26 protein-coding genes and 1 tRNA gene are annotated in these 22,799 nt (G+C 61.5%); 17 read left to right on the forward strand and 10 right to left on the reverse strand.

What is annotated here, in order from left to right; translation table 11 throughout:
• Window positions 1–25 precede the first annotated feature (25 nt).
• Window positions 26–1,657, reverse strand: coding sequence for an AMP-binding protein (locus BS630_RS12640; RefSeq protein ID WP_077977747.1), 1,632 nt, complete (start codon window positions 1,655–1,657; stop codon window positions 26–28).
• 216 nt (window positions 1,658–1,873) lie between these two features.
• Here BS630_RS12640 and BS630_RS12645 point away from each other — a divergent pair, with 216 nt between their 5' ends.
• Complete coding sequence (locus BS630_RS12645; RefSeq protein WP_077977748.1) at window positions 1,874–2,854, forward strand: aldo/keto reductase; 981 nt, start codon at window positions 1,874–1,876, stop codon at window positions 2,852–2,854.
• A gap of 90 nt (window positions 2,855–2,944) precedes the next feature.
• On the opposite strand, the gene BS630_RS12650 is transcribed toward BS630_RS12645, so the two are convergent.
• Complete coding sequence (locus BS630_RS12650; protein ID WP_011653696.1) at window positions 2,945–3,523, reverse strand: TetR/AcrR family transcriptional regulator; 579 nt, start codon at window positions 3,521–3,523, stop codon at window positions 2,945–2,947.
• 128 nt (window positions 3,524–3,651) lie between these two features.
• Here BS630_RS12650 and BS630_RS12655 point away from each other — a divergent pair, with 128 nt between their 5' ends.
• Together BS630_RS12655 and BS630_RS12660 are read left to right on the forward strand one after the other, a co-directional pair.
• Window positions 3,652–4,947: an MFS transporter gene (locus BS630_RS12655; protein ID WP_062941157.1), complete on the forward strand. Its 1,296-nt coding sequence runs from the start codon at window positions 3,652–3,654 to the stop codon at window positions 4,945–4,947.
• 124 nt (window positions 4,948–5,071) lie between these two features.
• Window positions 5,072–5,156 (forward strand) — tRNA-Leu (locus tag BS630_RS12660).
• Window positions 5,157–5,349: 193 nt separating this feature from the next.
• Here BS630_RS12660 and BS630_RS12665 read toward each other — a convergent pair.
• Together BS630_RS12665 and BS630_RS12670 are read right to left on the reverse strand one after the other, a co-directional pair.
• On the reverse strand, window positions 5,350–5,637 hold the full coding sequence (locus BS630_RS12665; RefSeq protein ID WP_077977749.1) for a hypothetical protein: 288 nt from the start codon (window positions 5,635–5,637) through the stop codon (window positions 5,350–5,352).
• Between the two features lie 169 nt (window positions 5,638–5,806).
• Window positions 5,807–6,091, reverse strand: coding sequence for a hypothetical protein (locus BS630_RS12670; RefSeq protein WP_077977750.1), 285 nt, complete (start codon window positions 6,089–6,091; stop codon window positions 5,807–5,809).
• Window positions 6,092–6,305: 214 nt separating this feature from the next.
• Here BS630_RS12670 and BS630_RS12675 point away from each other — a divergent pair, with 214 nt between their 5' ends.
• Complete coding sequence (locus tag BS630_RS12675; RefSeq protein ID WP_062941160.1) at window positions 6,306–8,054, forward strand: cation:proton antiporter domain-containing protein; 1,749 nt, start codon at window positions 6,306–6,308, stop codon at window positions 8,052–8,054.
• A 51-nt stretch (window positions 8,055–8,105) separates the two neighbouring features.
• Here the strand turns inward: BS630_RS12675 and BS630_RS12680 are convergent, their stop codons facing one another.
• Window positions 8,106–8,435 (reverse strand): hypothetical protein, encoded by a 330-nt coding sequence (locus tag BS630_RS12680; protein WP_077977751.1) that lies wholly within the window; start codon window positions 8,433–8,435, stop codon window positions 8,106–8,108.
• Window positions 8,436–8,552: 117 nt separating this feature from the next.
• A complete protein-coding gene (locus BS630_RS12685) occupies window positions 8,553–8,843 on the reverse strand; it encodes a hypothetical protein (RefSeq protein WP_077977752.1) in 291 nt (96 codons plus the stop codon).
• A gap of 197 nt (window positions 8,844–9,040) precedes the next feature.
• Between BS630_RS12685 and BS630_RS12690 the strand changes: the two genes are divergently transcribed.
• Both BS630_RS12690 and BS630_RS12695 read left to right on the forward strand, forming a co-directional pair.
• Window positions 9,041–9,631, forward strand: coding sequence for a YqaA family protein (locus BS630_RS12690; protein WP_065281419.1), 591 nt, complete (start codon window positions 9,041–9,043; stop codon window positions 9,629–9,631).
• 76 nt (window positions 9,632–9,707) lie between these two features.
• Window positions 9,708–10,223: a disulfide bond formation protein B gene (locus tag BS630_RS12695; RefSeq protein WP_077977753.1), complete on the forward strand. Its 516-nt coding sequence runs from the start codon at window positions 9,708–9,710 to the stop codon at window positions 10,221–10,223.
• 75 nt (window positions 10,224–10,298) lie between these two features.
• Here BS630_RS12695 and BS630_RS12700 read toward each other — a convergent pair whose 3' ends face one another.
• Window positions 10,299–10,856, reverse strand: a complete 558-nt coding sequence (locus tag BS630_RS12700) for an HNH endonuclease (RefSeq protein WP_020051813.1) — start codon at window positions 10,854–10,856, stop codon at window positions 10,299–10,301.
• A 111-nt stretch (window positions 10,857–10,967) separates the two neighbouring features.
• Entirely contained in the window at window positions 10,968–11,660 is a 693-nt protein-coding gene (locus tag BS630_RS12705; protein ID WP_077977754.1) for a DNA-3-methyladenine glycosylase family protein, read from the reverse strand.
• Between BS630_RS12705 and gluQRS the strand changes: the two genes are divergently transcribed.
• Window positions 11,659–12,540, forward strand: coding sequence for a tRNA glutamyl-Q(34) synthetase GluQRS (gene gluQRS / locus BS630_RS12710; RefSeq protein WP_077977755.1), 882 nt, complete (start codon window positions 11,659–11,661; stop codon window positions 12,538–12,540). The genes BS630_RS12705 and gluQRS overlap by 2 nt on opposite strands.
• Here gluQRS and BS630_RS12715 read toward each other — a convergent pair.
• The gene (locus BS630_RS12715; protein WP_077977756.1) at window positions 12,505–13,428 is read right to left on the reverse strand and encodes a YihY/virulence factor BrkB family protein; all 924 of its coding nucleotides are present in this window, start codon (window positions 13,426–13,428) and stop codon (window positions 12,505–12,507) included. The two genes, gluQRS and BS630_RS12715, sit on opposite strands and share 36 nt — an antisense overlap.
• Before the next feature lie 76 nt (window positions 13,429–13,504).
• Between BS630_RS12715 and BS630_RS12720 the strand changes: the two genes are divergently transcribed.
• The 7 genes from BS630_RS12720 (at window position 13,505) to BS630_RS12750 (ending at window position 18,913) form a co-directional block, all read left to right on the forward strand.
• Window positions 13,505–14,338: an SDR family oxidoreductase gene (locus BS630_RS12720; protein ID WP_077977757.1), complete on the forward strand. Its 834-nt coding sequence runs from the start codon at window positions 13,505–13,507 to the stop codon at window positions 14,336–14,338.
• Between the two features lie 18 nt (window positions 14,339–14,356).
• Window positions 14,357–14,560: a twin transmembrane helix small protein gene (locus BS630_RS12725; protein ID WP_020051818.1), complete on the forward strand. Its 204-nt coding sequence runs from the start codon at window positions 14,357–14,359 to the stop codon at window positions 14,558–14,560.
• A 21-nt stretch (window positions 14,561–14,581) separates the two neighbouring features.
• Window positions 14,582–15,160, forward strand: a complete 579-nt coding sequence (locus BS630_RS12730; protein ID WP_077977758.1) for a cob(I)yrinic acid a,c-diamide adenosyltransferase — start codon at window positions 14,582–14,584, stop codon at window positions 15,158–15,160.
• A 33-nt stretch (window positions 15,161–15,193) separates the two neighbouring features.
• Window positions 15,194–15,979 carry a rhomboid family intramembrane serine protease gene (locus tag BS630_RS12735; protein ID WP_077977759.1) on the forward strand — a complete coding sequence of 262 codons (786 nt, stop codon included), beginning with the start codon at window positions 15,194–15,196 and terminating at the stop codon, window positions 15,977–15,979.
• A gap of 186 nt (window positions 15,980–16,165) precedes the next feature.
• The gene (locus BS630_RS12740) at window positions 16,166–16,915 is read left to right on the forward strand and encodes an electron transfer flavoprotein subunit beta/FixA family protein (protein WP_077977760.1); all 750 of its coding nucleotides are present in this window, start codon (window positions 16,166–16,168) and stop codon (window positions 16,913–16,915) included.
• A 25-nt stretch (window positions 16,916–16,940) separates the two neighbouring features.
• Window positions 16,941–17,882: an electron transfer flavoprotein subunit alpha/FixB family protein gene (locus BS630_RS12745; RefSeq protein WP_077977761.1), complete on the forward strand. Its 942-nt coding sequence runs from the start codon at window positions 16,941–16,943 to the stop codon at window positions 17,880–17,882.
• 149 nt (window positions 17,883–18,031) lie between these two features.
• A complete protein-coding gene (locus tag BS630_RS12750; protein WP_003543296.1) occupies window positions 18,032–18,913 on the forward strand; it encodes a 3-hydroxybutyryl-CoA dehydrogenase in 882 nt (293 codons plus the stop codon).
• A gap of 12 nt (window positions 18,914–18,925) precedes the next feature.
• Here BS630_RS12750 and tlpA read toward each other — a convergent pair whose 3' ends face one another.
• Complete coding sequence (gene tlpA / locus BS630_RS12755; RefSeq protein WP_077978066.1) at window positions 18,926–19,588, reverse strand: thiol:disulfide interchange protein TlpA; 663 nt, start codon at window positions 19,586–19,588, stop codon at window positions 18,926–18,928.
• Between the two features lie 40 nt (window positions 19,589–19,628).
• Between tlpA and argH the strand changes: the two genes are divergently transcribed.
• From argH to lysA, 3 genes are all read left to right on the forward strand, one after another.
• Window positions 19,629–21,032, forward strand: a complete 1,404-nt coding sequence (argH, locus tag BS630_RS12760) for an argininosuccinate lyase (protein WP_077977762.1) — start codon at window positions 19,629–19,631, stop codon at window positions 21,030–21,032.
• A gap of 133 nt (window positions 21,033–21,165) precedes the next feature.
• Window positions 21,166–21,378 (forward strand): LPS translocon maturation chaperone LptM, encoded by a 213-nt coding sequence (gene lptM / locus BS630_RS12765; protein WP_077977763.1) that lies wholly within the window; start codon window positions 21,166–21,168, stop codon window positions 21,376–21,378.
• An 11-nt stretch (window positions 21,379–21,389) separates the two neighbouring features.
• Window positions 21,390–22,658 (forward strand): diaminopimelate decarboxylase, encoded by a 1,269-nt coding sequence (lysA, locus tag BS630_RS12770; protein WP_077977764.1) that lies wholly within the window; start codon window positions 21,390–21,392, stop codon window positions 22,656–22,658.
• Window positions 22,659–22,799 lie beyond the last annotated feature (141 nt).

The following is a 22,799-nucleotide window of genomic DNA, read 5'->3' on the forward strand; positions in this document are numbered from 1 at the left end:
CATTCCAGCAAAATGCGTAGCGGTTCTATCCTTCGCTGGCAGCCCTTTCGCGCAGCAGCCGGCGGATCACCTTGCCGGTGGTGGTCAGCGGCAATGCATCGATGAATTCCACTTCGCGCGGATATTCGTGCATCGAAAGCCGCGTCTTCACCCATTCCCTGATGTCGGCGGCCAGCGCCTCGCTTGGATGATGGCCTGGTGAAAGCACGATATAGGCCTTGACGATTTCGGTGCGCACGGCATCGGGTTTGCCGACGGCGGCGGCAAGCTGTACGGCGGGATGGCCGATCAGGCAGTCCTCGATCTCGGCGGGGCCGATGCGATATCCCGACGAGGTGATCACGTCGTCGTCGCGTCCGTCGAAGGTAATATAGCCCTCAGCGTCCTGCCGGCCGATATCGCCGGTGAGCAGCCAGCCTTTGACGAATTTTCGTTCCGTCGCTGCCATGTCGTCCCAGTAGCCGAGAAACATGACAGGATCGGGACTGGCGATCGCGATCTGGCCCGGTTCGCCGACGGGCAACTCGTCGCCCGTCTCGCTGACGATCGCAACGCGGTGCCCGGGCACCGCCCGTCCTATGGCGCCCGCCGTGGTGACGCCATAGGCAGCGCTCGACGCAAGCACGAAATTGCACTCCGTCTGGCCGTAGAATTCGTTGACGGTGATGCCGAGCGTATGGCGCGCCCATTCATAGGTCTCGCGGCCGAGCGCCTCCCCGGCCGAACCGATGGTGCGCAGCACCAGATCATATTTCGAGCGCGGATCGGACACGGACCGCATCAATCTCAGCGCCGTCGGCGGAATGAAGGCATTGCGCACCTTCATTTCGGCCATGATGCGATAAGCCATGCCGGCATCGAATTTCTGCGCCGGCGACGAAACGACGGGAACACCGAGCAGAAGGCTTGGCAGCAGCGCGTTGAGCAGCCCCCCGGCCCAGGCCCAGTCGGACGGCGTCCAGACCTTATCGCCCGGCCGCGGAAACCCCTCATGGGCGAACTGCATGCCCGGAATATGGCCGGGCAGGACGCGGTGGCCATGCAACGCGCCCTTGGGCGGCCCCGTCGTTCCCGACGTGAAGATCATCAGCGCCGGGTCGTCCGGACCAGTTTTGGCGATGTCGAAGACAGGGGGATGGCCATCCACCAGTTCGGCAAAAGCAGTCGCATCGGCACACGTCCCGTCGATGCTGACGATATGCTTCAACGCCGGCAGGCGTCCGCGGATCTGCCGGATGCGTTCGAGACCAAAGCCGTTGGTGACGACGGCCGCGGCACCTGCCGCCTTCAGCCGATATTCCAGCGCCTCGACGCCGAAGAGCAGCGCCAGTGGCAGCGCAATCGCGCCGGTCTTGTAAATCGCCACATGTGCGATCACCGTTTCGAAGGATTGCGGCAATAGCAGCGCGACGCGATCGCCGCGTTTGATATCTAGTGAGACGAGCGCATTTGCGAAGGCCGAGGAACGATCGGCGAGCGCGCGATAGGTCATCGCACGGTGATCGCCGTCGGGGCTGAAATGCTCAAGGCAGACGCGCTCCGGATCTTTCGCGGCCCAGTCGTCGCTGACGGCGCGGCCGATATTGAAATCCTCCGGAATCCGCCAGGAGAAATCGCGATAGAGATCGTCATAGCGATCGTGGGACGGCAGTTGCATGGTCGGATTCCGGTAAAATGCTGCATCAGCTAACATCTTGCGGCGCTGATGTGCAAGCTGCAGCCGGAATCGACAGCGATGAGCCTCAGAAGGCGATCACGGATCATTGTGCGCATGCAGCATAGATTCTTCATCTGCCGCCCTGCGACTTTGGCCATCTCGCGCTAAATCATGGAAAGCCGCCTGGGGTTATCAAATTCATCACGGAGCCGTTTCATGGAATACGCAAAATTTGGCAAGACCGGTCTCGAAGTGTCGAAAATCTGCTTGGGCTGCATGACCTTTGGCGATCCCGGCCGGGGCAATCATGCCTGGAGCCTCAGGGAAGAAGAAAGCCGGACGATGATCAAGCAGGCGATCGACCTCGGCATCAATTTTCTCGACACCGCCAACACCTACTCCAATGGTTCCTCGGAGGAGATCGTCGGCCGGGCCATAAAAGACTTCGCCAAACGCGAGGACATCGTGCTGGCGACCAAGGTGTTCAACCGCATGCGGCCGGGCCCGAACGGCGCCGGCCTGTCGCGCAAGGCGATCTTCGACGAGATCGACAACAGCCTGCGTCGCCTCGGCACCGACTACGTCGATCTCTACCAGATCCACCGCTTCGACTATACGACGCCGATCGAGGAAACGCTGGAAGCGCTGCACGACATCGTCAAATCGGGCAAGGCCCGTTATATCGGCGCCTCCTCCATGTATGCCTGGCAATTCGCCAAGGCGCTTTACGTCTCCAGACTGAACGGCTGGACCGAATTCGTCAGCATGCAGGATCACCTGAACCTGCTCTACCGTGAGGAGGAGCGCGAAATGCTGCCGCTCTGCGAGGATCAGAAGATCGCCGTCATCCCCTGGAGCCCGCTTGCCCGCGGCCGCCTGACTCGCGACTGGGACGAGACGACGGCCCGCAGCGAAACCGACGAATTCGGCACGACGCTCTACACCCAGTCCATCGATGCCGACCGCAAGATCGTCGGGGCCGTGGCCGAAATCGCCAAAGCCCGCAACATCTCCCGCGCCCAGGTCGCAACCGCCTGGATCCTGCAGAAGAATGCGGTGACCGCCCCGATCATCGGCGCGTCCAAACCGAACCACCTCACGGACGCCGTTGCCTCGCTCTCGGTCAAGCTTACCGACGAGGAAATCGCTGCACTGGAGGCACCCTACATCCCGCATGCCATCGCCGGCTTCAAGTAGCCGCTGGCTTCTCGGTCCTCAGGCACATGCAAGATAGATCCCTCTCCACGTGGAGAGGGAGATCGAAACCAGCGCCATTCGCGACTGAGATTATGTCTGGCTTTCAGGATCGAGCTGCCGGCGCATCGTCACCAGAAACTGCTCGGCAAGCGCTCTGTCTTCGACAGCACGAGCAAGAATGACGGCACCCATCATCGATGAGAGTGTCGTCGTCGCATTGGCGCGGCGCTCCTCTTCCGTTTCCCCGGGAACGATATCGGCAAGCGTGTCGACCAGCACAGACAGCCCATCGCTGAAGACCGCGCGGACCGCGCCGCGGCTGCGGCTGACTTCCTGGATCAGCGTTGCAAAGACACAGCTGCCGCCCGGATCGTCAACCGTGCGCCAGTGGATATAATGATCGAGAAGCGCTGCCAGCGGCCGGTCCGGCGATTCGGCGATATGCTCCTTCCAGCGCGTCTCGACCTTGTCGATCAGCTTGCGGCTGACCTCAAGCGCCAAGTCGTCCTTCGAACCGAAATGACCGTAAAAGCCGCCATGCGTCAGCCCGGCCGCCTTCATGATGTCGGCAACGCCGACCCCGTCGAAACCGTTTTCGCGGAAAAGCACGCCGGCAACGCTCAGGATCTTTTCGCGGTTCTCGGCAAATTTTTCGCGGCTGACCCGCATTTGTCATCTCCAGAAATAGTCGCTTGACAAAATATATGACGTCCATCATCAATACGCAAGAAATATGATGACCATCATGTAAATCGGTCCTGTATTTCCCGAACCTGAATTCAACCGGAATCTTGCCCATGGTTTCCACCGTCCTCGCCTCCACCCTTGCCCGGCGCAACATCCACTACGGCTGGGTCGTCGTTGCCGCGACCTTCCTCACCATGCTGGTCACCGCCGGCGCCATGGGCGCACCCGGCGTGCTCATAAAGCCGCTGCAGGACGAGTTCGGCTGGGAGACCTCGCAGATTTCCTCGGCCCTTGCGATCCGCCTGATCCTGTTCGGTTTCATGGGTCCGTTCGCCGCTGCCTTCATGAATTATTTCGGCGTGCGCAAGGTCATCGTCTTCGCACTGGCGCTGATCGGCGCGGGCTTCGTCGGTTCGCTGTTCATGACGACTCTGTGGCAGTTGCTGCTGCTCTGGGGCATCGTCGTCGGCTTCGGCACCGGCCTGACGGCGATGGTGCTCGCCGCGACCGTCTCTTCCCGCTGGTTTACCAAGCACCGCGGCCTCGTCGTCGGCATGCTCTCGGCAAGCTCGGCCACAGGCCAGCTCGTCTTCCTGCCGCTGATGGCGGAGCTGACGGAACGCTACGGCTGGCGCTCGACGGTGTTTTTCGTCTGCGCCATGATCATGGTCGCAGCCCTTGCCGTGCTGGCTTTCATGCGCGACCGCCCGGCCGACCTCAACCTGCCCTCCTTCGGCGAAACGCAGGTAACGCCGCCGCCGGCAAGCACCTCGCTTGGCGTCGCGCTGATGACACCGATCACTGTCCTCAGAGAAATCTCGAAGACCTCGACCTTCTGGATCCTCTTTGCCACCTTTTTCATCTGCGGCCTCAGCACCAACGGCCTGATCCAGACCCATTTCGTCACCCTTTGCGGCGATTTCGGCATCGTGCCGGTGGCCGCCGCCAGCGTGCTGGCTGTCATGGGCATCTTCGATTTCTTCGGCACCATCGGTTCCGGCTGGCTGTCCGATCGCTTCGATAATCGCTGGCTGCTGTTCTGGTATTACGGCCTGCGCGGCCTGTCGCTGCTCTACCTGCCCTTCAGCGATTTCAGCTTTTACGGCCTCTCCATCTTTGCCGTCTTCTACGGCCTCGACTGGATCGCGACCGTGCCGCCGACCGTCAAGATCGCCGCCGACCGCTTCGGCCCTGAAAAGGTCGGCCTCGTTTTCGGCTGGGTCTTTGCCGGCCATCAGCTGGGAGCCGCGACTGCCGCCTATGGCGCCGGCCTCTCGCGCACGGAGCTTTCGAGCTACCTGCCCGCCTTCTTCGTCGCCGGTGCCTTCTGCCTGCTGGCCTCGATTCTGGCGATCACGCTGAAGAAGTCCGGCCTGAGCAGCCCGGCCCCCGCCGCCGCCCATTGATATCAGACGGGATCCGGCCTCCAGCGAGGCCGGATCTCTCTACCGGATCAGTCCGATAACTTCGTTTGCCGGTCTTGCGCGTCCGGGCGCTCGCATGTTAGACAGCCGCCCGTTCATATCCGTTGCCCCATTGGCGGAATTGGTAGACGCGCTCGACTCAAAATCGAGTTTCGAAAGAAGTGCTGGTTCGACTCCGGCATGGGGCACCAGCCTACGCTCTGCGAGCTTCGGCTCGGCAAGCCGAAGAGAGCAGCTAAGCGGAGGCTGTCGCGCCGTAGTTCCGTCAGGAACGAAGGCGGACCGGTTCTATAATGCTCCGGTTAGCTGCACCATCATCTCAAATGGCTAGCCTGCTCAAAGAACCGATGGCCCTACGGAACGAATTTCGCATCTAAGCGAAGCTTACTTATTCTTCAGCAGCCACATCTTGCCGGCCATCGTGATGCCGTAGACGTCTTTTGATGCGTCGTCATCCAGGTGCCGCCTTTCGAGAAAACCCGGCTCCTTCAACTCGCCCAACGTCTTGGCAGTGACCGACTTTATTTTCTGAGGCCGCTCTTTCCACTGGTCAGTTTTGGCGTAAGTCACTGTCGCGTTCTCGTGCGTCCATTTATTGGCTGGCTGAGGATAAAGGTCTCCATCCCTGGCGAGTTTAAGTGCGGCGATCTGGGACGGCGTAAGCTCAATCATTCTAAAAAATCCTGTGCGGGCGGTGTTTGCGCTAGGAATGCGCTTTTACCAAAGGCGTGCTCATAACACCGACAGACGACTTTCACCACTGCATTGAGATATTCGTGCCACGAAAGGCGAAAACCCGGCTCGTCGGAACCGGGCTTCGCCCTTATCGCATATTTTTTCGTTAATAGCAGCGCCGGACCGTCCTGGTGACCTCGCCTTCGTCGGTCTGTCGGGTGACGCTCCTGGTTTCGCAGCCATTATCGCGATAGCGGCGGTGCCCACGTTCGCGCACGGCACCGAAAGTGACGCCACGTTCGCTGATGGTGATGCCGGGTCTTACCCGCTCGTGGCGATAGCCATCGTCATAGGAACGCTCTCTGACATAAACGCTGTCGGCAAGAACAGGCGCTGCAAACGAGCAGGCGGCAAGGGCCGCCACAGTACAGTTCAAGATGATCTTCCGCATGCCGTTTCTCCTTTCTTGATGAAAAGGCAACGAGACAAGACGCAGGTGGTTCCAACATCGGTGACGGCCGGATGGTGCCTTGAACGACGTCTGCGCCTCACTAGCCAGGATTGAGAACAAAGGCCTCAAACTGTAGCCCATCCCCCAAATCAACTGTTTAATTTTGCTCGCGCTTCGTCCAAAGTGGCCGCCGCGATCACAAGTGAGGGCGGACGTGCATCAGGAAGTAGGACTTATCGCGACGGTCGCCGTCAGTTTCGTTTTCGCGGCGATCCTGGGCTATGGCGCCGACCGGCTTCGGCTGCCTCCACTCGTCGGCTACCTGATGGCGGGCATCCTGATGGGGCCGTTCACGCCGGGCTTCGTCGCCGATACCGCCCTTGCCGGCCAGCTCGCCGAAATGGGCGTCATCCTGCTGATGTTCGGCGTCGGCCTGCATTTTTCCGCCTCCGACCTGCTCGCCGTGCGCGGCATCGCCGTGCCTGGCGCGATCGGACGGATTATCCTCGCGACCCTCTTGGGCATCGGCCTTTGCAAACTCTGGGGCTGGAGCCTCGGCGCCGGCATCGTCCTCGGTCTCAGCCTGTCGGTGGCGAGCACTGTCGTGCTCTTGAAGGCGCTGGAGGAGCGCAATCTCGTCAACGCGGCAAGCGGACGCGTCGCCGTCGGCTGGCTGATCGTCGAGGATTTGGTGATGGTGCTGGCGCTGGTGCTGCTACCGGCCCTCGCAGAGCTTCTGGGCGGCAACGCCAGCACTACGACCAACCACGGCCTCGGCGACCTGCCGCTGGCGCTGACGATCGGCCTGACGCTGCTGAAGGTTGCGGCCTTCGCCGCCATGGCGATCTTCCTCGGCCCTCGCATCGTGCCCTGGCTGCTGACGATGATCGCCCGCACCGGCTCGCGCGAACTCTTTACGCTGACGGTGTTGGCGATCGCACTCGGCATCGCCTTCGGCTCGGCGGCAATCTTCGGCGTCTCCTTTGCACTCGGCGCTTTTTTCGCCGGCGTCGTCATGAGCGAATCCCAGCTCAGCCACAGGGCCGCCGCCGACTCGCTGCCGTTGCAGAATGCCTTCTCCGTGCTGTTCTTCGTCTCCGTCGGCATGCTCTTCGATCCCTCGATCCTGGTGCGCGAGCCGCTGGCCGTGATCGGCGCGCTGGCGCTCGTCATCCTCGGCAAGGGCATCATCACCTTCCTCATCGTCATGCTGCTCAGATATCCGATCAGCATGGGACTGACATTAGCCGGCGGCCTTGCCCAGATCGGGGAGTTTTCCTTCATCCTCGCCGGCCTCGGCGTATCACTCGGGCTTTTGCCGCATGAGGGTCAGGATTTGATCCTGGCTGCCGCGATCCTGTCGATCACACTCAACCCGATCGTGATCTTCGCAACCGACGGCCTGAAGAAAGTTATCCATTCGAGGTGGCCCTCCCTCTGGGAGAGCTACGGCAGAAGCAGGCAGAAGGCGCTCGGCAAAGAACTGGAAAAGATCAGGGCGCTCGGCGAAGAGCGCGAGCGCCAGCATCAACTGAAGATGCAGCAGCTGATCGAGACTTTCCCGCTGTTCTCCCAAGTCAACGAGGACGCGCAAGAGGAGCTGCTGCTGCTCTTCAAGGCGAAATCGGCGCCGCCCGGCGAACGCGTCATCCGCCGCGGCGACCGCGGCGACAGCATGTATTTCATCTCTTCGGGTGCGGTGGAAGTGCGGCTCGCCAGCGGCGCGATCCGCCTGGAGCCGGGAGCTTTCTTCGGAGAAATGGCACTGCTGACCGGCGCACGGCGCACCGCCGACGTCATTGCCGTCGATTTCTGCCAGTTCGAGGTTCTCGAACGGCGCGACTTCAACATGTTCATGTCGCACCACCCACATCTGCGCGCCGCCGTTAGCGAAATGGCCCAGAAGCGGACGGAAATGAACGTCCTGCGTCAGCAATGGGAAAAGTCGATGGACCTGTCCTGAAAAGGAAGCCGCAGCTCCCGAAGGAGCTGCAGCGTTTCGGCAAATAGTGGACTACTTGTCAGGGCAGGCTTCGCTGGTCGTCGTGCCGCTGTTGCCGCCTTGCGTCTGAAGCGACTCACCGCTCGGTTGGTCCGGGCAATTCGCCTTGTTCATCGGCATGTTCATCGAACTGGCGGAGCCATTGTTCGTCGTGCTGTTCGTTGCATTCGGATCCAGTGGTACAGTCGTGCCGCTGCCGCTGTTGCCGGTGCTGTCATATTCCGAGCTGCTCGGCGTATTGGCGCCGCTGTTGGTCGGAGCCTGCGGCGGGTTGGCCTGTGCGAAAGCCGACGTCGCCATGCCAAGGGCGAGCAGCGAGGCGGCAGCAAGTTTCATCCGCATGGGAATATCCTCCTCGGGATTTTTTGATCATGAGAAGGAAACCATGCAGTCAAGCCGTTGTTCCGACAGGCGTCGGGATTAAATACCCGGACGCGCGGCGCCGTAAGCGTGATTGCCTCAGCCCGCCGGCCAATAGCCATCGGCGCGGAAATCGTCCGGGATTGGGTCGAGCCGCGACAACGCCTCGGCTGCGAAGTCGATCTGTAGCGACAAGTGTTTGAGAGAGGCCAGCATCGGCACGCCGGTCGCGAATTCCCGGATGCGGGACAGATGATAACCGCTGTCGTCGATCCGTCGCGCGGCCTCCCGGCGCACGTCGTCTCTGCTCGGTCCCCGCCCCTTCTCGGACCGGTCATCCATTTGCACGGCCCGCCCACGGCCACCTTCGATCACTTTGAACATTCTCATGCCGCCCTGCACGTCGACCCTAAATCAGCTTGCCGCAGAATGGCCGATTCGCAATCCCGTGAAATCTTGGGAGAGGTGCTGACACCCGTCATCACGAAATTTTTTTGACGGCGGTGGCACGAAGGACACGGACGAGCATTTACAGCGCCGCGCACGGCCCCTAAAGCTCTTTTGCACTGCAACAGGAAGGAAACGGAATGCTCCGCAGACTTTACGACTGGACCATGTCTCTGGCCGCACGCAAATCGGCCGAAATCTGGCTCGCCGTCATCGCCTTCGTCGAAAGCTCCGTCTTTCTCGTTCCCGCCGACGTGCTGTTCCTGCCGATGGCGCTTGCCAGGCCGGAACGCTCCTATCGCTACGCGCTGGTCGCGACCGTCGCTTCCGTACTCGGCGGCATCGCCGGCTGGGCGCTCGGCTTTTACGCCTATGAGACGGTGGCGCGGCCGGTGCTCGAATTTTACGGCAAGCTCGATGCCTTCGAGCAGATGAAGGCCTATGTCACCTACGAGTGGATCCTGCTGCTGCTTGTCACATCAGGTCTTGCGCATTTGCCGCCGATCAAGATCGTGACGATCCTGTCCGGCGTCATTCACGTCAATCTGGGCCTTTTCATTGTTTCGGCGATTATTGCACGCGGCGCGCGTTTCCTCTTCCTCGCATGGCTGCTGCGCCACTACGGCGAGCCGATCCGTGACTTCATCGAGAAGCGCCTCGGCCAGATCGTTGGCATCGGTGCCGCTACGGTGATCGTGCTATATGTCGGCTACCGCTCTTTCGCTCACTAGGCGAGGATGATTTTCGGCCGAACAGGCCTAAAATCAATCCGCATCTCATGCTCTACTAAACTCGCGGAGCTCCGCCATGACTATTTCCTCGCCGCTCGCCCGCCCCGGCTTTGTCTATTCCATGTTGCTCGCCACCGGCATGGCGGCGGCCGTCGGCACGGCGCTCGGCTTCCAGTATATCGGCGGCTATATTCCCTGTGCGCTCTGCCTGTTGCAGCGGCAGCCCTATTATTACGCTATCCCGATCGCGATCCTGGCCGCAATCTCCGAGCTCGTCGGCCTGCCGAACTGGATCACCCGGGCGCTCATTCTCGCCGCCGGCATCCTGATGCTGGTGACGGCAGGCATGGGTGTTTATCACGCCGGTGTCGAATGGCACTTCTGGCCGGGCCCGGCCACCTGCTCGACGACGGCAAGCAGCATGACGACCAATGCCGGCGATCTGCTTGGTGAGCTCAACACCATCAAGGGCCCGTCCTGCACCGATGCGGCGCTGCGCGTGCTCGGCCTGTCTTTTGCGGGCTGGAACGTGATTGCCGGAATCCTGCTCGCAGCCTTCGCCTTTGTCGGCGTTCGCAAGGCCGCCTCGTAAAATTATGCAGCATTCGAATGGGCTGCAGCGTCCTTTGCGCCTCTGAAAGGACGCGCGGCGCTGCAGGCCGTTCGATCAGGGCTGCAGTTCGGTATCCCAATAGAGATAGTCGAGCCAGCTTTCATGCAGATAGTTCGGCGGGAACAGACGGCCGTTATTGTGCAGATCCTGCACCGTCGGCTGGTACGGCTTCTGCGCCGGAAACATGGCTGCCTGCTTCGGAAGTTTGCTGCCCTTGCGCAGATTGCAGGGCGAACAGGCTGCCACGACATTCTCCCAGGTCGTCTCGCCGCCATGGGCGCGCGGGATGACGTGGTCGAAGGTCAGGTCGTCATGGGCGCCGCAATACTGGCATTCGAACCGGTCGCGCAGGAAGACGTTGAACCGGGTGAAAGCGGGATTGCGGGAGGGCTGGACGTAAGTCTTCAGGCACACGACGCTCGGAAGCCGCATCGAAAAGCTCGGCGAGGAAACCGAATGTTCATATTCTGCAATGATGTTCACACGGTCGAGAAATACCGCCTTGATCGCGTCCTGCCAGGACCACAACGACAAGGGGTAATAACTCAGTGGCCGGTAGTCAGCGTTCAGGACGAGCGCCGGCAGGGCCTGTGGGGAGACTGCAATCGTCAAGGGACTCTCCTGATCGATTCGGCATCTGCACCTGTATATTAGGCCGGTTGTTACAGGATTGTGAAGTCCAATAAATTCAGAGGATAAAGGCATTTTGAAGAGTGTTGCCGATCAGCCGATCGGCACCACGTCACGGCGCACCTTCGTGGCGTAGTAGGCCCAGAAAAGCCGTGCCGCCACCGAGCGCCACGGCGACCAGACTGCCGAAAGCTCAGCAAGCATCTTCGCCTGCGGCCGTGCGGCAAGACTGAATGCGGTCCCGACGGCATTCTGCAGCGCGACATCGCCGGCCGGGAAAACATCGGCATGACCGCCGCAAAACATCAGATAGACCTCTGCCGTCCACGGCCCGACACCCTTCAGCGCGGTCAGTTCGCCAAGCGCCTCGGCCGGCGGCTTCAGGCAGAGCCCGGAGAGATCGAGACGGCCGGAAGCGACCGCTTCGGCAATCCGCGACAGCGTCTCGGCCTTGGCGCGCGACAGACCGAATTCGCGCCACGCCTCGGCGTGAAGCAGTGCGTAGCCTTCGGCCGTCAGCGAACCGTCCGCCGGCAGCATGCGCCGCCAGATCGCCTCGGCGCTGGCGCGCGATACCATCTGCGAGACGATGATATGGGCAAGACCGGCAAAGCCTGGCTCGCGCAATCGCAGCGGAATGGGTCCAGCGTCGGCGACGATCGGCACAAGACGCGGATCGAGGCGAAGCAGCGCTTCGAGCCCCTGCCTGACGTCATCGTCGTTGCGGATGATCTGCACATTGCCTCGCAGTGGTTCAAAAGCCGAATCCATGGCAGAAGAAAGCATGACCACGAGTGAGCGTCAAAAACCTGTCTTTCGTTTTGCGCCGAGTCCCAACGGACCGTTGCATCTCGGCCATGCCCTCTCGGCCCTTCTGAACCGCGACATGGCAGAGGCCGAACAAGGCCGCCTGCTGCTGCGCATCGAGGATATCGACCAGACCCGCTGCACGCCCGAGTTCGAGGCCGGCATCCTGAGGGATCTCGAATGGCTTGATATCAGCTGGGAAAGCCCGGTGCGGCGCCAGTCGGAACATTTTCCCGAATATCAGGCGGCGTTGCACGCTCTGATCGAGCGCGGGCTGGTCTATCCAGCTTTTCTGACGCGCGGCGAGGTGAAGGCGCGCGTCGTCGCCTACGAGGCGGCGGGTGAATCCTGGCCGCGCGATCCCGACGGCGCCCCGCACTATCCCGCAAGTGATCGTGAGCGTCCGGCAGACGAATGGCGGGACATGCTGACCTCGGGGAAGAAACATGCCTGGCGGCTCGACATGCGCAAAGCGCTCGACCTGATCGGCGAACTGCTGTTCTGGACGGAAACCGGCGACGGCAGGACAGGCGAGATCGCCGCCGAGCCCGACGTCTGGGGCGACGTCATCCTGTCCCGCTCGGATGCGCCATCGAGCTATCATCTTTCCGTGGTCGTCGACGATGCGCTGCAGGGCGTCACCCATGTCGTGCGTGGGCTCGACCTCTTCCACGCCACATCGGTGCACCGGCTGTTGCAGGTGCTGCTTGGCCTGCCGCAGCCGGTCTATCACCATCATCGTCTCATTCTCGGCGCGGATGGCCGCAAGCTTTCGAAAAGCCAAGGTGACACCGGGCTTGGCGAATTGCGCGCCCAGGGCATGTCAGGGGCGGATATTCGCCGTCTTGTCGGGCTCTGATTGCCTTTCGACACGCTCTCTGCCGACGATCGAAAGCGTGTGCGAAAACATCCGGAAGACGCGGAACTTGATCAGCGCTGCATTGATCTCCGCCCCGATGATGAAGATGACGCCGACCATGTAGAGGAAGATCAGCACGATCATGACCGAGGCGAGACCGGCATAGGTTGCCGTATAATTGGCGAAGGTCGCGAGATAATAGGCAAAGATCAGCGCTCCGGCGAGCCAGAGAAGCAGCGTCAGCAGCACGCCCGGAATGACGTCGAAGACCCGCCGCTTGCCGGCCGGCAACCACAGATGCATGACCAGCAGTCCGACGGTCAGAACCACCAGCGTGCCGTAGATGCGCCAGCTGAAAACGATGTCGAGCGTATCGGCGAACAGCGGGAACCATCTCCTCGAATAATCGAGCGCCAGCGGCAGGGCGACCAGCAGGATGCTGATCGCCGTGAAGATGATGACCGCGATCAGCACGTAGCCGAGGCTGGCGAGACGCGTGAAATACCAGGCCCGTGTTTCCTGTACCCGGTAGGCGCGGTTGAGCGAGATGCGCAGCGCCTCGACACCGTTCGAGGCGAAATAAGCGGCGGCCAGCACCGAGATCGTCAGCAGCCCGCCGCGCGGAATGGTCAGCACCTGCAGCACCTGGTCGGCGAGCGGTTTGGCGATCGCCTCGGGCCAGGTGTCGAAGATCAGATGGATGGCCGTCGAGGAAAATTGATCGGCGCCAAGGAAGCTTGCGAGCGCCGTGCCGAAGATCAGGAAGGGGAAAACCGCAAGCAGGCTCGACAGCGCCACATGGCTTGCCATCGCAAAGCCGTCGTCCTCGACCATATGACAGATCGCGTCATAGACCACGTCATAGATCGTGCGCAGCACCTTCGGCATTCCGTCTCCGGCTTTCCAGATTGTATCCTCTGGCCGAATATGGGAAACGAGTCCCATTTTGTACAGGAATCATTCCATGGCGGGAGAGCGCACCATCGTCGTGACCGGATGTTCGTCCGGTATCGGCGCTCATTGCGCGCGGTCGCTGAAAGCCGATGGCTGGCGTGTCTTCGCGACGGTGCGCAAGCCGGAAGATTTGCCGGGGCTGGAAACCGAGGGCATCGAGGCCTTCCTGATGGACTATGCCAGGACCGAGACGATTTCCGACATGGTCGGCGCGGTTCTGGAACGCAGCGGCGGTCGCATCGACGCACTCTTCAATAACGGCGCCTATGGCCAGCCGGGCGCCGTCGAGGATCTGTCGACAGCAACGCTGCGCGCGCAGTTCGAGGCGAATTTCTTCGGCTGGCATGAGCTGACGCGGCAGGTCATTCCGCCGATGCGCAAACGTGGCCAAGGGCGGATCGTGCAATGCTCGTCAATCCTTGGCGTCGTTCCCTATCGCTATCGCGGCGCCTACACCGCGTCCAAATTCGCGCTCGAAGGCCTTAGCATCACCCTGCGAATGGAGCTGCAGGGCAGCGGCATCCATGTGAGCCTGATCGAGCCGGGTCCGATCGCCACACGTTTTACCGCCAATGCGCTGGCAAAGATCAAGGAACATATCGACCTCGAGAATTCGCCGCACGCGGTCGATTACATCAGGCAATTGGCGAGACTCGACGGATCGGGGCCGGTCAACCGCCATAAACTCGGCCCGGAAGCGGTCTATTCCGTATTGAAACACGCATTGAACTCGACAAATCCGAGGCCACATTATCCCGTAACGACTCCGGCTAAGCAGGGCATGTTCCTGAAGCGGCTGCTTCCGGCAGACCTCTTCTACCGCCTGATGCGCTGGACGGACTGACTGAGAAAGCTGAACGCCATGTCCACGGTCACCTATATCCTCGCGATTATTGTCATGGGCGTCGTCGCCCTCGTCCTGATCCGCGGCCTCTTCAACATGATGAAGGGCGGCGATCCCAACCGTTCCAACAAGCTGATGCAGCTTCGTGTGCTGTTGCAGGCGATCGCCGTCATCCTGATCATGGTGACGCTCTGGATCACCGGCGGGGGCCGCCCGACCTGATCGAACTTCAAGGGGGAAACCGTGGTCAAGCTCAACAAGATCTACACGAAAACAGGCGATGACGGCACGACCGGGCTGGTGTCCGGCCCGCGCCGGCTGAAAGACGATCTGCGCGTCGAGGCCTACGGCACGATCGACGAGGCCAATTCCGCGATCGGCATGGCGCGGCTGCACACGGCCGGCCTGCCTGAACTCGACGCCATGCTGATGTCTATCCAGAACGACCTCTTCGACCTCGGCGCCGATCTCGCCACCCCTGACACTGGTGAGCCGCCGGCCTATGAGCCGCTGCGGATCGCCGAGACGCAAGTCGACCGCGTCGAGCGTGATATCGACCGGTTGAACGCCGGCCTGGAGCCGCTGAAATCCTTCATCCTGCCAGGCGGCAGCCCGGCTGCCGCGCATCTGCATCTTGCCCGCACGATTGCGCGGCGCGCCGAGCGTTTGATGGTGGCGCTTGCCCGCACCGACCGCGAAATTGTCGGCGAGCCGGCGATGAAATATGTCAACCGGCTCTCCGATTTCCTCTTCGTCGCGGCACGTCATGCAAATGACCGGGGCCATGCGGATGTGCTTTGGGTTCCGGGAAAAAACAGATAGGCTTGTCGCGATCACGATCGCCGAGGGGCCTTTATGTTCATACCTCTTCACGATGCCAATACGCTGAAACATATCAAGGTTCAGTGGGTAACGCTCGCACTGATGGCGCTGGACTTCGCGGTCTGGCTATTGACCAGCCTGGAGAGCGAGCATGCGGCCCAGGCGACGACCGTCGGGCTCGGCTACATCCCGGCAGTCGCCTTCGGCCACGCGGTGCTGGCGCAGGGACTCGAAATCGTGCCGGAGCCGCTGACCTACCTCACCTATGCCTTCGTCCATACCGGCTTTTGGCATCTGGCCGGCAACATGATCTTCCTCTGGGTCTTCGGCGATAATGTCGAGGATGCGATGGGGCATCTGCGCTTCCTGATCTTCTATTTCGTTTGCGCGGCCGCCGGCGCGCTCTGCCACGGCCTGCTGATGATGACCTCGGAAGCGCCGCTGGTCGGCGCATCGGGGGCGGTCTCCGGCGTCGTTGCCGCCTATGTCATGCTGCATCCGCGCGTGCGGGTATGGGTGCTGGTGTTTTTCCGCGTGCCGCTGCCCCTGCCAGCCTTCGTGCCGCTGCTTTTGTGGATCGGGCAGCAGTTCTTCATGCTGGCGATCGCACCTGACGGCGACGTTTCCTGGGGTGCGCATGTCGGCGGCATCCTTGCCGGGGCTTTGCTGATCCTGGCGTTGCGCCGGCCTGGTGTGCCGCTCTTCGACCGGCAGATCGTCACGCCCCGCGCCGTCAGAAACGACCCGGGCGCTGGCCAGGCCATCGCGGCCGGCACGGACGGGCGAACCGCGCAGCGCTTTCCCTGGGGCCGACGCTAAGCAACGATATTGACGTGAACGTAAACGTCCATATATTGCCGAGGCAAATCGCCGGCGGCGTCATGGAAGCGTTGAATTTGGAGGAAAAGCGCGTATCCATGTCGCCATTCGACAATCGGAGCGGCGCTCGAGCGCGCATTTTCTAAAAAAGTCTCTGAAGCCAGTTTCTCCTGAAGGAAGGACCCCATGAAGATACTCGTGCCAGTCAAACGGGTTGTCGACTACAACGTGAAGATCCGGGTGAAGCCGGACGGCACGGGTGTCGAGCTTGCCAATGTGAAGATGTCGATGAACCCGTTCGACGAGATCTCGGTGGAAGAGGCGCTGCGGCTGAAGGAAGCCGGCAAGTGCGAGGAAGTGGTGGTCGTCTCGATCGGCCCGGCCAAGGCCGAAGAGACGCTGAGGACCGCCCTTGCGATGGGCGCCGATCGGGCGATCCTGGTCGAGACCGACGATCAAATCGAGCCGCTCACTGTGGCGAAGATCTTGAAGGCTGTCGCCGACGCCGAACAGCCGGGGCTGATCATCGTTGGCAAGCAGGCGATCGACGACGATAGCAACCAGACCGGCCAGATGCTGGCGGCGTTGATGGGAGTTGCCCAGGCGACCTTCGCCTCGAAGATCGAGATCGGCGATGTCAAAGCGACCGTCACCCGCGAAGTCGATGGCGGCCTGCAGACGATCGAGATCAAGCTGCCTGCTGTTGTCACCACCGATCTGCGCTTGAACGAACCGCGCTATGCCTCGTTGCCGAATATCATGAAGGCGAAGAAGAAGCCGCTCGACAAGAAGACGCCGAGCGATTTCGGTGTCGACACAACGCCGCGCCTCAAGGTGTTGAAGACCGAGGAGCCGTCGGGCCGCAAGGCCGGCGTCAAGGTCAAGTCGGTCGCCGAACTGATCGACAAGCTCAAAAACGAAGCCGGCGTGCTGTAATCAGCTTGGAACAGGAGCCATCATCATGACCATTCTTCTTCTGGCTGACCACGACAATGCCAGCCTGTCCGACCAGACCGCCAAGGCGCTGACGGCAGCCGCAAAGATCGCCAAGGAACAGGCAAGCGATATTCATGTGCTCGTTGCCGGCAAGGCTGCCAAGCCCGCTGCCGAACAGGCGGCAAAACTTGCCGGCGTCTCCAAGGTGCTGCTGGCCGAAAGCGACGAACTCGCCAACAATCTGGCCGAACCGCTCGCCGACCTGATCGTCTCGCTGGCCGGCAGCTACGACACGATCCTGTCTGCCGCCACCTCGGTCGGCAAGAACGTGCTGCCGCGCGTCGCTGCCCTGCTCGATGTCGCTCAAGTCTCCGAGATCATCGAGGTAATTTCCTCAAACACCTTCAAGCGGCCGATCTATGCCGGCAACGCCATTCAGACGGTACAGGCGAGCGATGCCAAGAAGGTCATCACCGTGCGCACCGCATCCTTCGCCTCTGCACCGGAAGGCGGCTCAGCCACCGTCGAGGCGATCCCGGCGGTTTCCGATCCGGGGCTTTCGACCTTCGTCGGCGATGCGCTGTCGGCCTCCGACCGGCCGGAGCTGACCTCTGCCAAGATCATCATCTCCGGCGGCCGGGCACTCGGCTCGGCGGAAAAATTCAGGGAGGTCATCCTGCCGCTTGCCGATAAGCTCGGGGCCGCCGTTGGCGCTTCCAGAGCCGCCGTCGACGCCGGTTACGCGCCGAACGACTGGCAGGTCGGCCAGACCGGCAAGGTGGTGGCGCCGCAGCTTTACATTGCCTGCGGCATTTCAGGCGCCATTCAGCATCTGGCCGGCATGAAGGATTCGAAGGTCATCGTCGCCATCAACAAGGACGAGGAGGCGCCGATCTTCCAGGTCGCCGACTATGGATTGGTCGCCGATCTCTTCGACGCCTTGCCGGAATTGCAAAAGGCGCTCTGACCGCGTCAAATGCTTTTCTTTCGCACGTGCGAATGACTGGAAAATTATCTTTTATCGGGCTACTACTGCTGCCGGGCGATCCTTCGTCCGGCAGTATTGCTAGAAAAATGCGGCGGCGCGGGGGCGAATGCCGTGCGGGGGGTTTGGAGATGAATGCGGTGTTGAAGAATATTGGTATTATTGGTGCCGGCCAGATGGGCTGCGGCATCGCGCATGTTTCGGCCGCCGCAGGTTACAGGGTTCACATTTACGATCTCTCGCAGGACCGCATTGAATCCGGCCTTGCCACCATCAACGGCAACCTGGCCCGCCTGGTGACGAACGGCAAGATGACCGAAGAGGAACGAAAGTCGACCTTGTCGCTCATCACAGGCTCGTCCGATGTCAACGATCTCGCCCCCTCCGATCTCGTCATCGAGGCCGCCACCGAGGATGAAACGGTCAAGCGCAAGATCTACACCCAGGTCTGTCCGGTCCTGAAGCCGGAAGCACTGCTTGCCACCAACACCTCTTCCCTGTCCATCACCCGGCTTGCTGCCGCCACCGACCGCCCCGAGCGCTTCATGGGCATACATTTCATGAACCCGGTGCCTGTCATGAAGCTGGTCGAACTGGTGCGCGGCATCGCCACCGACGAGAAGACCTTTTCCGCCGCCAAGGAATTCGTCGGCACGCTGGAAAAGACAATCACCGTCGCCGAGGATTTCCCGGCCTTCATCGTCAACCGCATCCTGCTGCCGATGATCAACGAAGCGATCTACACGCTCTATGAAGGCGTCGGCACGGTCGACGCCATCGATACGGCGATGAAGCTCGGCGCCAACCATCCGATGGGACCGCTGCAGCTTGCCGATTTCATCGGCCTCGACACCTGCCTCTCGATCATGCAGGTGCTGCATGACGGCCTGGCGGACTCCAAATATCGTCCCTGCCCGCTGCTGGTGAAATATGTCGAAGCCGGCTGGCTCGGACGCAAGTCCGGCCGCGGCTTCTATGACTATCGCGGTGAAGTGCCTGTCCCGACGCGGTAAACGCTCGCGGGTCTACGATCCGATCGCGCCCTTGATCAGTGCTTTGGCATCCTCGCTGTCCCAGGCAGCCGGCCCGTTCATCGCCGAAATCAGGCATCCCTTGTCGTCGATCAACAGCGTCACCGGTAGTCCCATGGCGAGGCCCTCTTTCTTCAGGCTGTTGAACACCGAAATCGTATTGTCGCGATAGAGCTGCAGCGCATCGACGCCGATCTCCGTGAGGAAGGTCTTTGGCTTCTCGTCGTCGCCACTATCGATATTGACCGGCACCACCTGGAACTTGTCGCTGCCCATCTCCTTCTCGAGCGCATTCAGCGCCGGCATCTCCTCGCGGCAGGGAACGCACCATGTCGCCCAAAGATTGAGAAGCACGGTCTTGCCGGCGAAATGGTCGAGCGTCAGCGGCCTGCCGTCCGGCCCGTTGAAAGAAACAGCGGTCAACCTGCGCGGTTCAGTGGCGGCGACCATGGCGGCCACCTGGCCCTTCATCAGCGGCGTAATGCCGGCAATGCGGTCTTTGGCGAGCTTGCATTCGGCCGATGCCGTTTCACCGCCGCCATTGCCAATCCCCGCCTCCTTCACGTATACCGCTGCCGCACCGGCAACGACACCCGCAACGGCGGCCATCGCGATCCATCTCAGGGATGGCAGCCCGAGGGGTTTTCTTGTCGTCATTTCATTCTCCTGGACATGCATCCTCAAGGCGGACACCTTCATGGCCGACGACACCACGGACACCAAATCCTCCAACCAGATGTGGGGCGGTCGCTTCGCCTCCGGCCCGGACGCGATCATGGAGGAGATAAATGCCTCGATCGGTTTCGACAAGAAGCTATTCGCGCAGGATATCCGCGGTTCGATTGCCCATGCGACGATGCTCGCCCATCAGGAGATCATTTCCACTGACGATAAGGACAAGATCGTTCACGGGCTAAACACGATCCTGTCAGAAATCGAAAGCGGCAATTTCGAATTCTCGCGTCAGCTCGAAGACATCCATATGAATATCGAAGCACGCCTGGCGACGCTGATCGGCCCGACGGCCGGCCGCCTGCACACCGCCCGCTCGCGCAACGATCAGGTGGCGCTCGATTTCCGTCTCTGGGTAAAGGAAGAGCTTGAGAAGACCGAGCGGATGCTGACCGGCCTGATCGCGGCCTTCCTCGATCGCGCCGAAGAGCATGCCGAAAGCGTCATGCCGGGCTTCACCCATCTGCAGACCGCCCAGCCCGTTACCTTCGGCCATCACTGCATGGCCTATGTCGAAATGTTCGGCCGCGATCGCGCGCGCGCGCGCCACGCCATCGAGCATCTGGATGAAAGCCCGATCGGTGCCGCCGCACTTGCCGGCACCGGCTATCCGATCGACCGCCACATGACGGCCAAGGCGCTCGGTTTCCGCGAGCCGACCCGCAACTCCATCGATACGGTTTCCGACCGCGATTTCGCCATCGAATTCCTGTCGATCGCAGCGATTGCGGGCATGCACCTGTCGCGTCTGGCAGAAGAGATCGTCATCTGGTCGACCCCGCAATTCGGTTTCGTGCGCCTCTCCGACGCCTTCTCGACCGGCTCGTCGATCATGCCGCAGAAGAAGAACCCGGATGCCGCCGAACTGGTGCGCGCCAAGACCGGCCGGATCAACGGCTCGCTGGTGGCGCTGCTGACGATCATGAAGGGCCTGCCGCTCGCCTATTCCAAGGACATGCAGGAAGACAAGGAACAGGTCTTCGACGCCGCCGAGAGCCTGGAACTGGCAATTGCCGCCATGACCGGCATGGTGCGCGACATGACCGTCAACACCGCGCGCATGAAGGCGGCGGCCGGCTCCGGCTATTCGACGGCGACCGATCTTGCCGACTGGCTGGTGCGCGAAGCGGGCCTCCCCTTCCGCGACGCCCATCACGTCACCGGCCGGGCCGTAGCACTTGCCGAAAGCAAGGGATGCGACCTTGCCGAGCTACCACTCGCCGATCTGCAGTCGATCCATGCCGACATCACCGACAAGGTCTACGACGTGCTGACCGTCGAGGCCTCGGTCGCCAGCCGCAAGAGCTTCGGCGGCACGGCACCGTCCGAAGTGCGCAGGCAGATCGCCTTCTGGCGCGCCCGCAACTAAGAGATACCAGGCGTGGCGAAAAGCCGCCGCGCCCTTCTGCGGGGTGCGCAAAGACCGCCAACAATCAGGGTGCACAAGGCGGATAAACTTCGCTATGAAGATGTCCATCGTTCGATATGAATGATGCCATCAAATGCCGCAGAAGAGGATATCCATGAAGAGCTTGCCGCACCTCGTCCGCCTGACGGCGGTTTTCGCCGTCATCGGCCTTGCCGCTGCCGGATGCGGGCGCAAGGGCGACCTCGATCCGCCGAGCGCTGCGGCAAGCAAGGGAGGCGACGTTTCCAAGCCGACGAAACAGCCGGGAACCGTCGACAAGCCCTTCCTTCTCGATCCCCTTCTTTAAGGCATAAACCCGTGAATCATTTCGAATACCGTGACGGCGTCCTTCATGCGGAGAACGTCCCCGTTCCCGAGATCGCCAAGGCAGTCGGCACGCCGTTCTACGTCTATTCCACCGCAACGCTGGAGCGCCACTACCGCGTCTTTTCGGAAGCTTTCGCCGACATGGACTCCATGGTCTGCTATGCGATGAAGGCGAATTCGAACCAGGCGGTGCTGAAGACACTGGGCCGCCTCGGCGCCGGTATCGACGTCGTCTCGGAGGGCGAGCTGCGCCGCGCGCTTGCCGCCGGCATTCCGCCAGACCGCATCATGTTCTCAGGTGTCGGCAAGACGCCGTCCGAGATGGATTTCGCCCTTGAAGCCGGCATCTACTGCTTCAACGTCGAATCCGAGCCCGAGCTCGAGATCCTCAACCAGCGCGCCGTCAGCGTGAGCAAGAAAGCGCCGGTCTCCTTCCGTATCAACCCGGATGTCGATGCGAAGACGCATTCCAAGATCTCTACCGGCAAGAAGGAAAACAAGTTCGGCATCTCCTGGGAGCGCGCCCGCGCCATCTATGCCCATGCCGCCAAGCTGCCCGGCATCGAGGTCACCGGCATCGACATGCATATCGGCAGCCAGATCACCGAGCTGCAGCCTTTCGACGACGCCTTCAAACTGCTGCACGACCTTGTCGCGACGCTCCGCGCCGATGGCCACACTATCCATCACGTCGATATCGGCGGCGGCCTCGGCATCCCCTACAAGGACGACAACAATCCGCCGCCACTGCCGGATGCCTATGCGGCAATCGTCAAGAACCAGCTGCGCGGCCTGGACTGCAAGATCATCACCGAACCCGGTCGCCTGATCGTCGGCAATGCCGGCATCCTCGTGACCGAAGTCCTCTATGTGAAGGATGGCGGCGAAAAGACCTTCGTCATCGTCGACGGCGCGATGAACGATCTCATCCGCCCGACGCTTTACGAGGCCTATCACGAAATCCGCCCGGTAACGATTTCGGCGGCCAACGCGCCTCGCATCCGCGCCGATGTCGTCGGCCCCGTCTGCGAGACCGGCGATTATCTGGCACTTGACCGCGAGATGGCGATGCCGAAGCCCGGCGACCTGATGGCGGTCAGCACTGCGGGCGCCTACGGCGCGGTCCAGGCAGGCACTTACAACAGCCGCTTGTTGGTGCCCGAAGTTCTGGTCAGGGGCAGCGATTTCCATACGATTCGCCCGCGCAGAACCTATGCCGAACTGATCAGCCTTGACTCCGTTCCGGCCTGGCTCGACTGAACAAGCCATCACTTTTTGGCGAATTAACGTGAAAAGCCGGTAATACCGGCCGCTCGCCCTCGCCTTCGCCACAAAGAGTGTTATCCTTTCGTTCATGAGCGTATTGCCCTGCAATCGCCGGAAGCGCCCTCTGTTCCAGAA

Origin of the sequence: Rhizobium laguerreae (genome assembly GCF_002008165.1) — a bacterium.
Lineage (GTDB): Bacteria > Pseudomonadota > Alphaproteobacteria > Rhizobiales > Rhizobiaceae > Rhizobium > Rhizobium laguerreae.

Bases quoted from the DNA above. Each gene is read 5' to 3' on its own strand.
- BS630_RS12640 (WP_077977747.1), bottom strand. From the start codon at position 1,657: ATGCAACTGCCGTCCCACGATCGCTATGACGATCTCTATCGCGATTTC.
- BS630_RS12645 (WP_077977748.1), top strand. From the start codon at position 1,874: ATGGAATACGCAAAATTTGGCAAGACCGGTCTCGAAGTGTCGAAAATC.
- BS630_RS12650 (WP_011653696.1), bottom strand. From the start codon at position 3,523: ATGCGGGTCAGCCGCGAAAAATTTGCCGAGAACCGCGAAAAGATCCTG.
- BS630_RS12655 (WP_062941157.1), top strand. From the start codon at position 3,652: ATGGTTTCCACCGTCCTCGCCTCCACCCTTGCCCGGCGCAACATCCAC.
- BS630_RS12665 (WP_077977749.1), bottom strand. From the start codon at position 5,637: ATGATTGAGCTTACGCCGTCCCAGATCGCCGCACTTAAACTCGCCAGG.
- BS630_RS12670 (WP_077977750.1), bottom strand. From the start codon at position 6,091: ATGCGGAAGATCATCTTGAACTGTACTGTGGCGGCCCTTGCCGCCTGC.
- BS630_RS12680 (WP_077977751.1), bottom strand. From the start codon at position 8,435: ATGCGGATGAAACTTGCTGCCGCCTCGCTGCTCGCCCTTGGCATGGCG.
- BS630_RS12685 (WP_077977752.1), bottom strand. From the start codon at position 8,843: ATGAGAATGTTCAAAGTGATCGAAGGTGGCCGTGGGCGGGCCGTGCAA.
- BS630_RS12690 (WP_065281419.1), top strand. From the start codon at position 9,041: ATGCTCCGCAGACTTTACGACTGGACCATGTCTCTGGCCGCACGCAAA.
- BS630_RS12695 (WP_077977753.1), top strand. From the start codon at position 9,708: ATGACTATTTCCTCGCCGCTCGCCCGCCCCGGCTTTGTCTATTCCATG.
- gluQRS (WP_077977755.1), top strand. From the start codon at position 11,659: ATGACCACGAGTGAGCGTCAAAAACCTGTCTTTCGTTTTGCGCCGAGT.
- BS630_RS12705 (WP_077977754.1), bottom strand. From the start codon at position 11,660: ATGCTTTCTTCTGCCATGGATTCGGCTTTTGAACCACTGCGAGGCAAT.
- BS630_RS12715 (WP_077977756.1), bottom strand. From the start codon at position 13,428: ATGCCGAAGGTGCTGCGCACGATCTATGACGTGGTCTATGACGCGATC.
- BS630_RS12720 (WP_077977757.1), top strand. From the start codon at position 13,505: ATGGCGGGAGAGCGCACCATCGTCGTGACCGGATGTTCGTCCGGTATC.
- BS630_RS12725 (WP_020051818.1), top strand. From the start codon at position 14,357: ATGTCCACGGTCACCTATATCCTCGCGATTATTGTCATGGGCGTCGTC.
- BS630_RS12735 (WP_077977759.1), top strand. From the start codon at position 15,194: ATGTTCATACCTCTTCACGATGCCAATACGCTGAAACATATCAAGGTT.
- BS630_RS12740 (WP_077977760.1), top strand. From the start codon at position 16,166: ATGAAGATACTCGTGCCAGTCAAACGGGTTGTCGACTACAACGTGAAG.
- BS630_RS12745 (WP_077977761.1), top strand. From the start codon at position 16,941: ATGACCATTCTTCTTCTGGCTGACCACGACAATGCCAGCCTGTCCGAC.
- BS630_RS12750 (WP_003543296.1), top strand. From the start codon at position 18,032: ATGAATGCGGTGTTGAAGAATATTGGTATTATTGGTGCCGGCCAGATG.
- tlpA (WP_077978066.1), bottom strand. From the start codon at position 19,588: ATGACGACAAGAAAACCCCTCGGGCTGCCATCCCTGAGATGGATCGCG.
- argH (WP_077977762.1), top strand. From the start codon at position 19,629: ATGGCCGACGACACCACGGACACCAAATCCTCCAACCAGATGTGGGGC.
- lptM (WP_077977763.1), top strand. From the start codon at position 21,166: ATGCCGCAGAAGAGGATATCCATGAAGAGCTTGCCGCACCTCGTCCGC.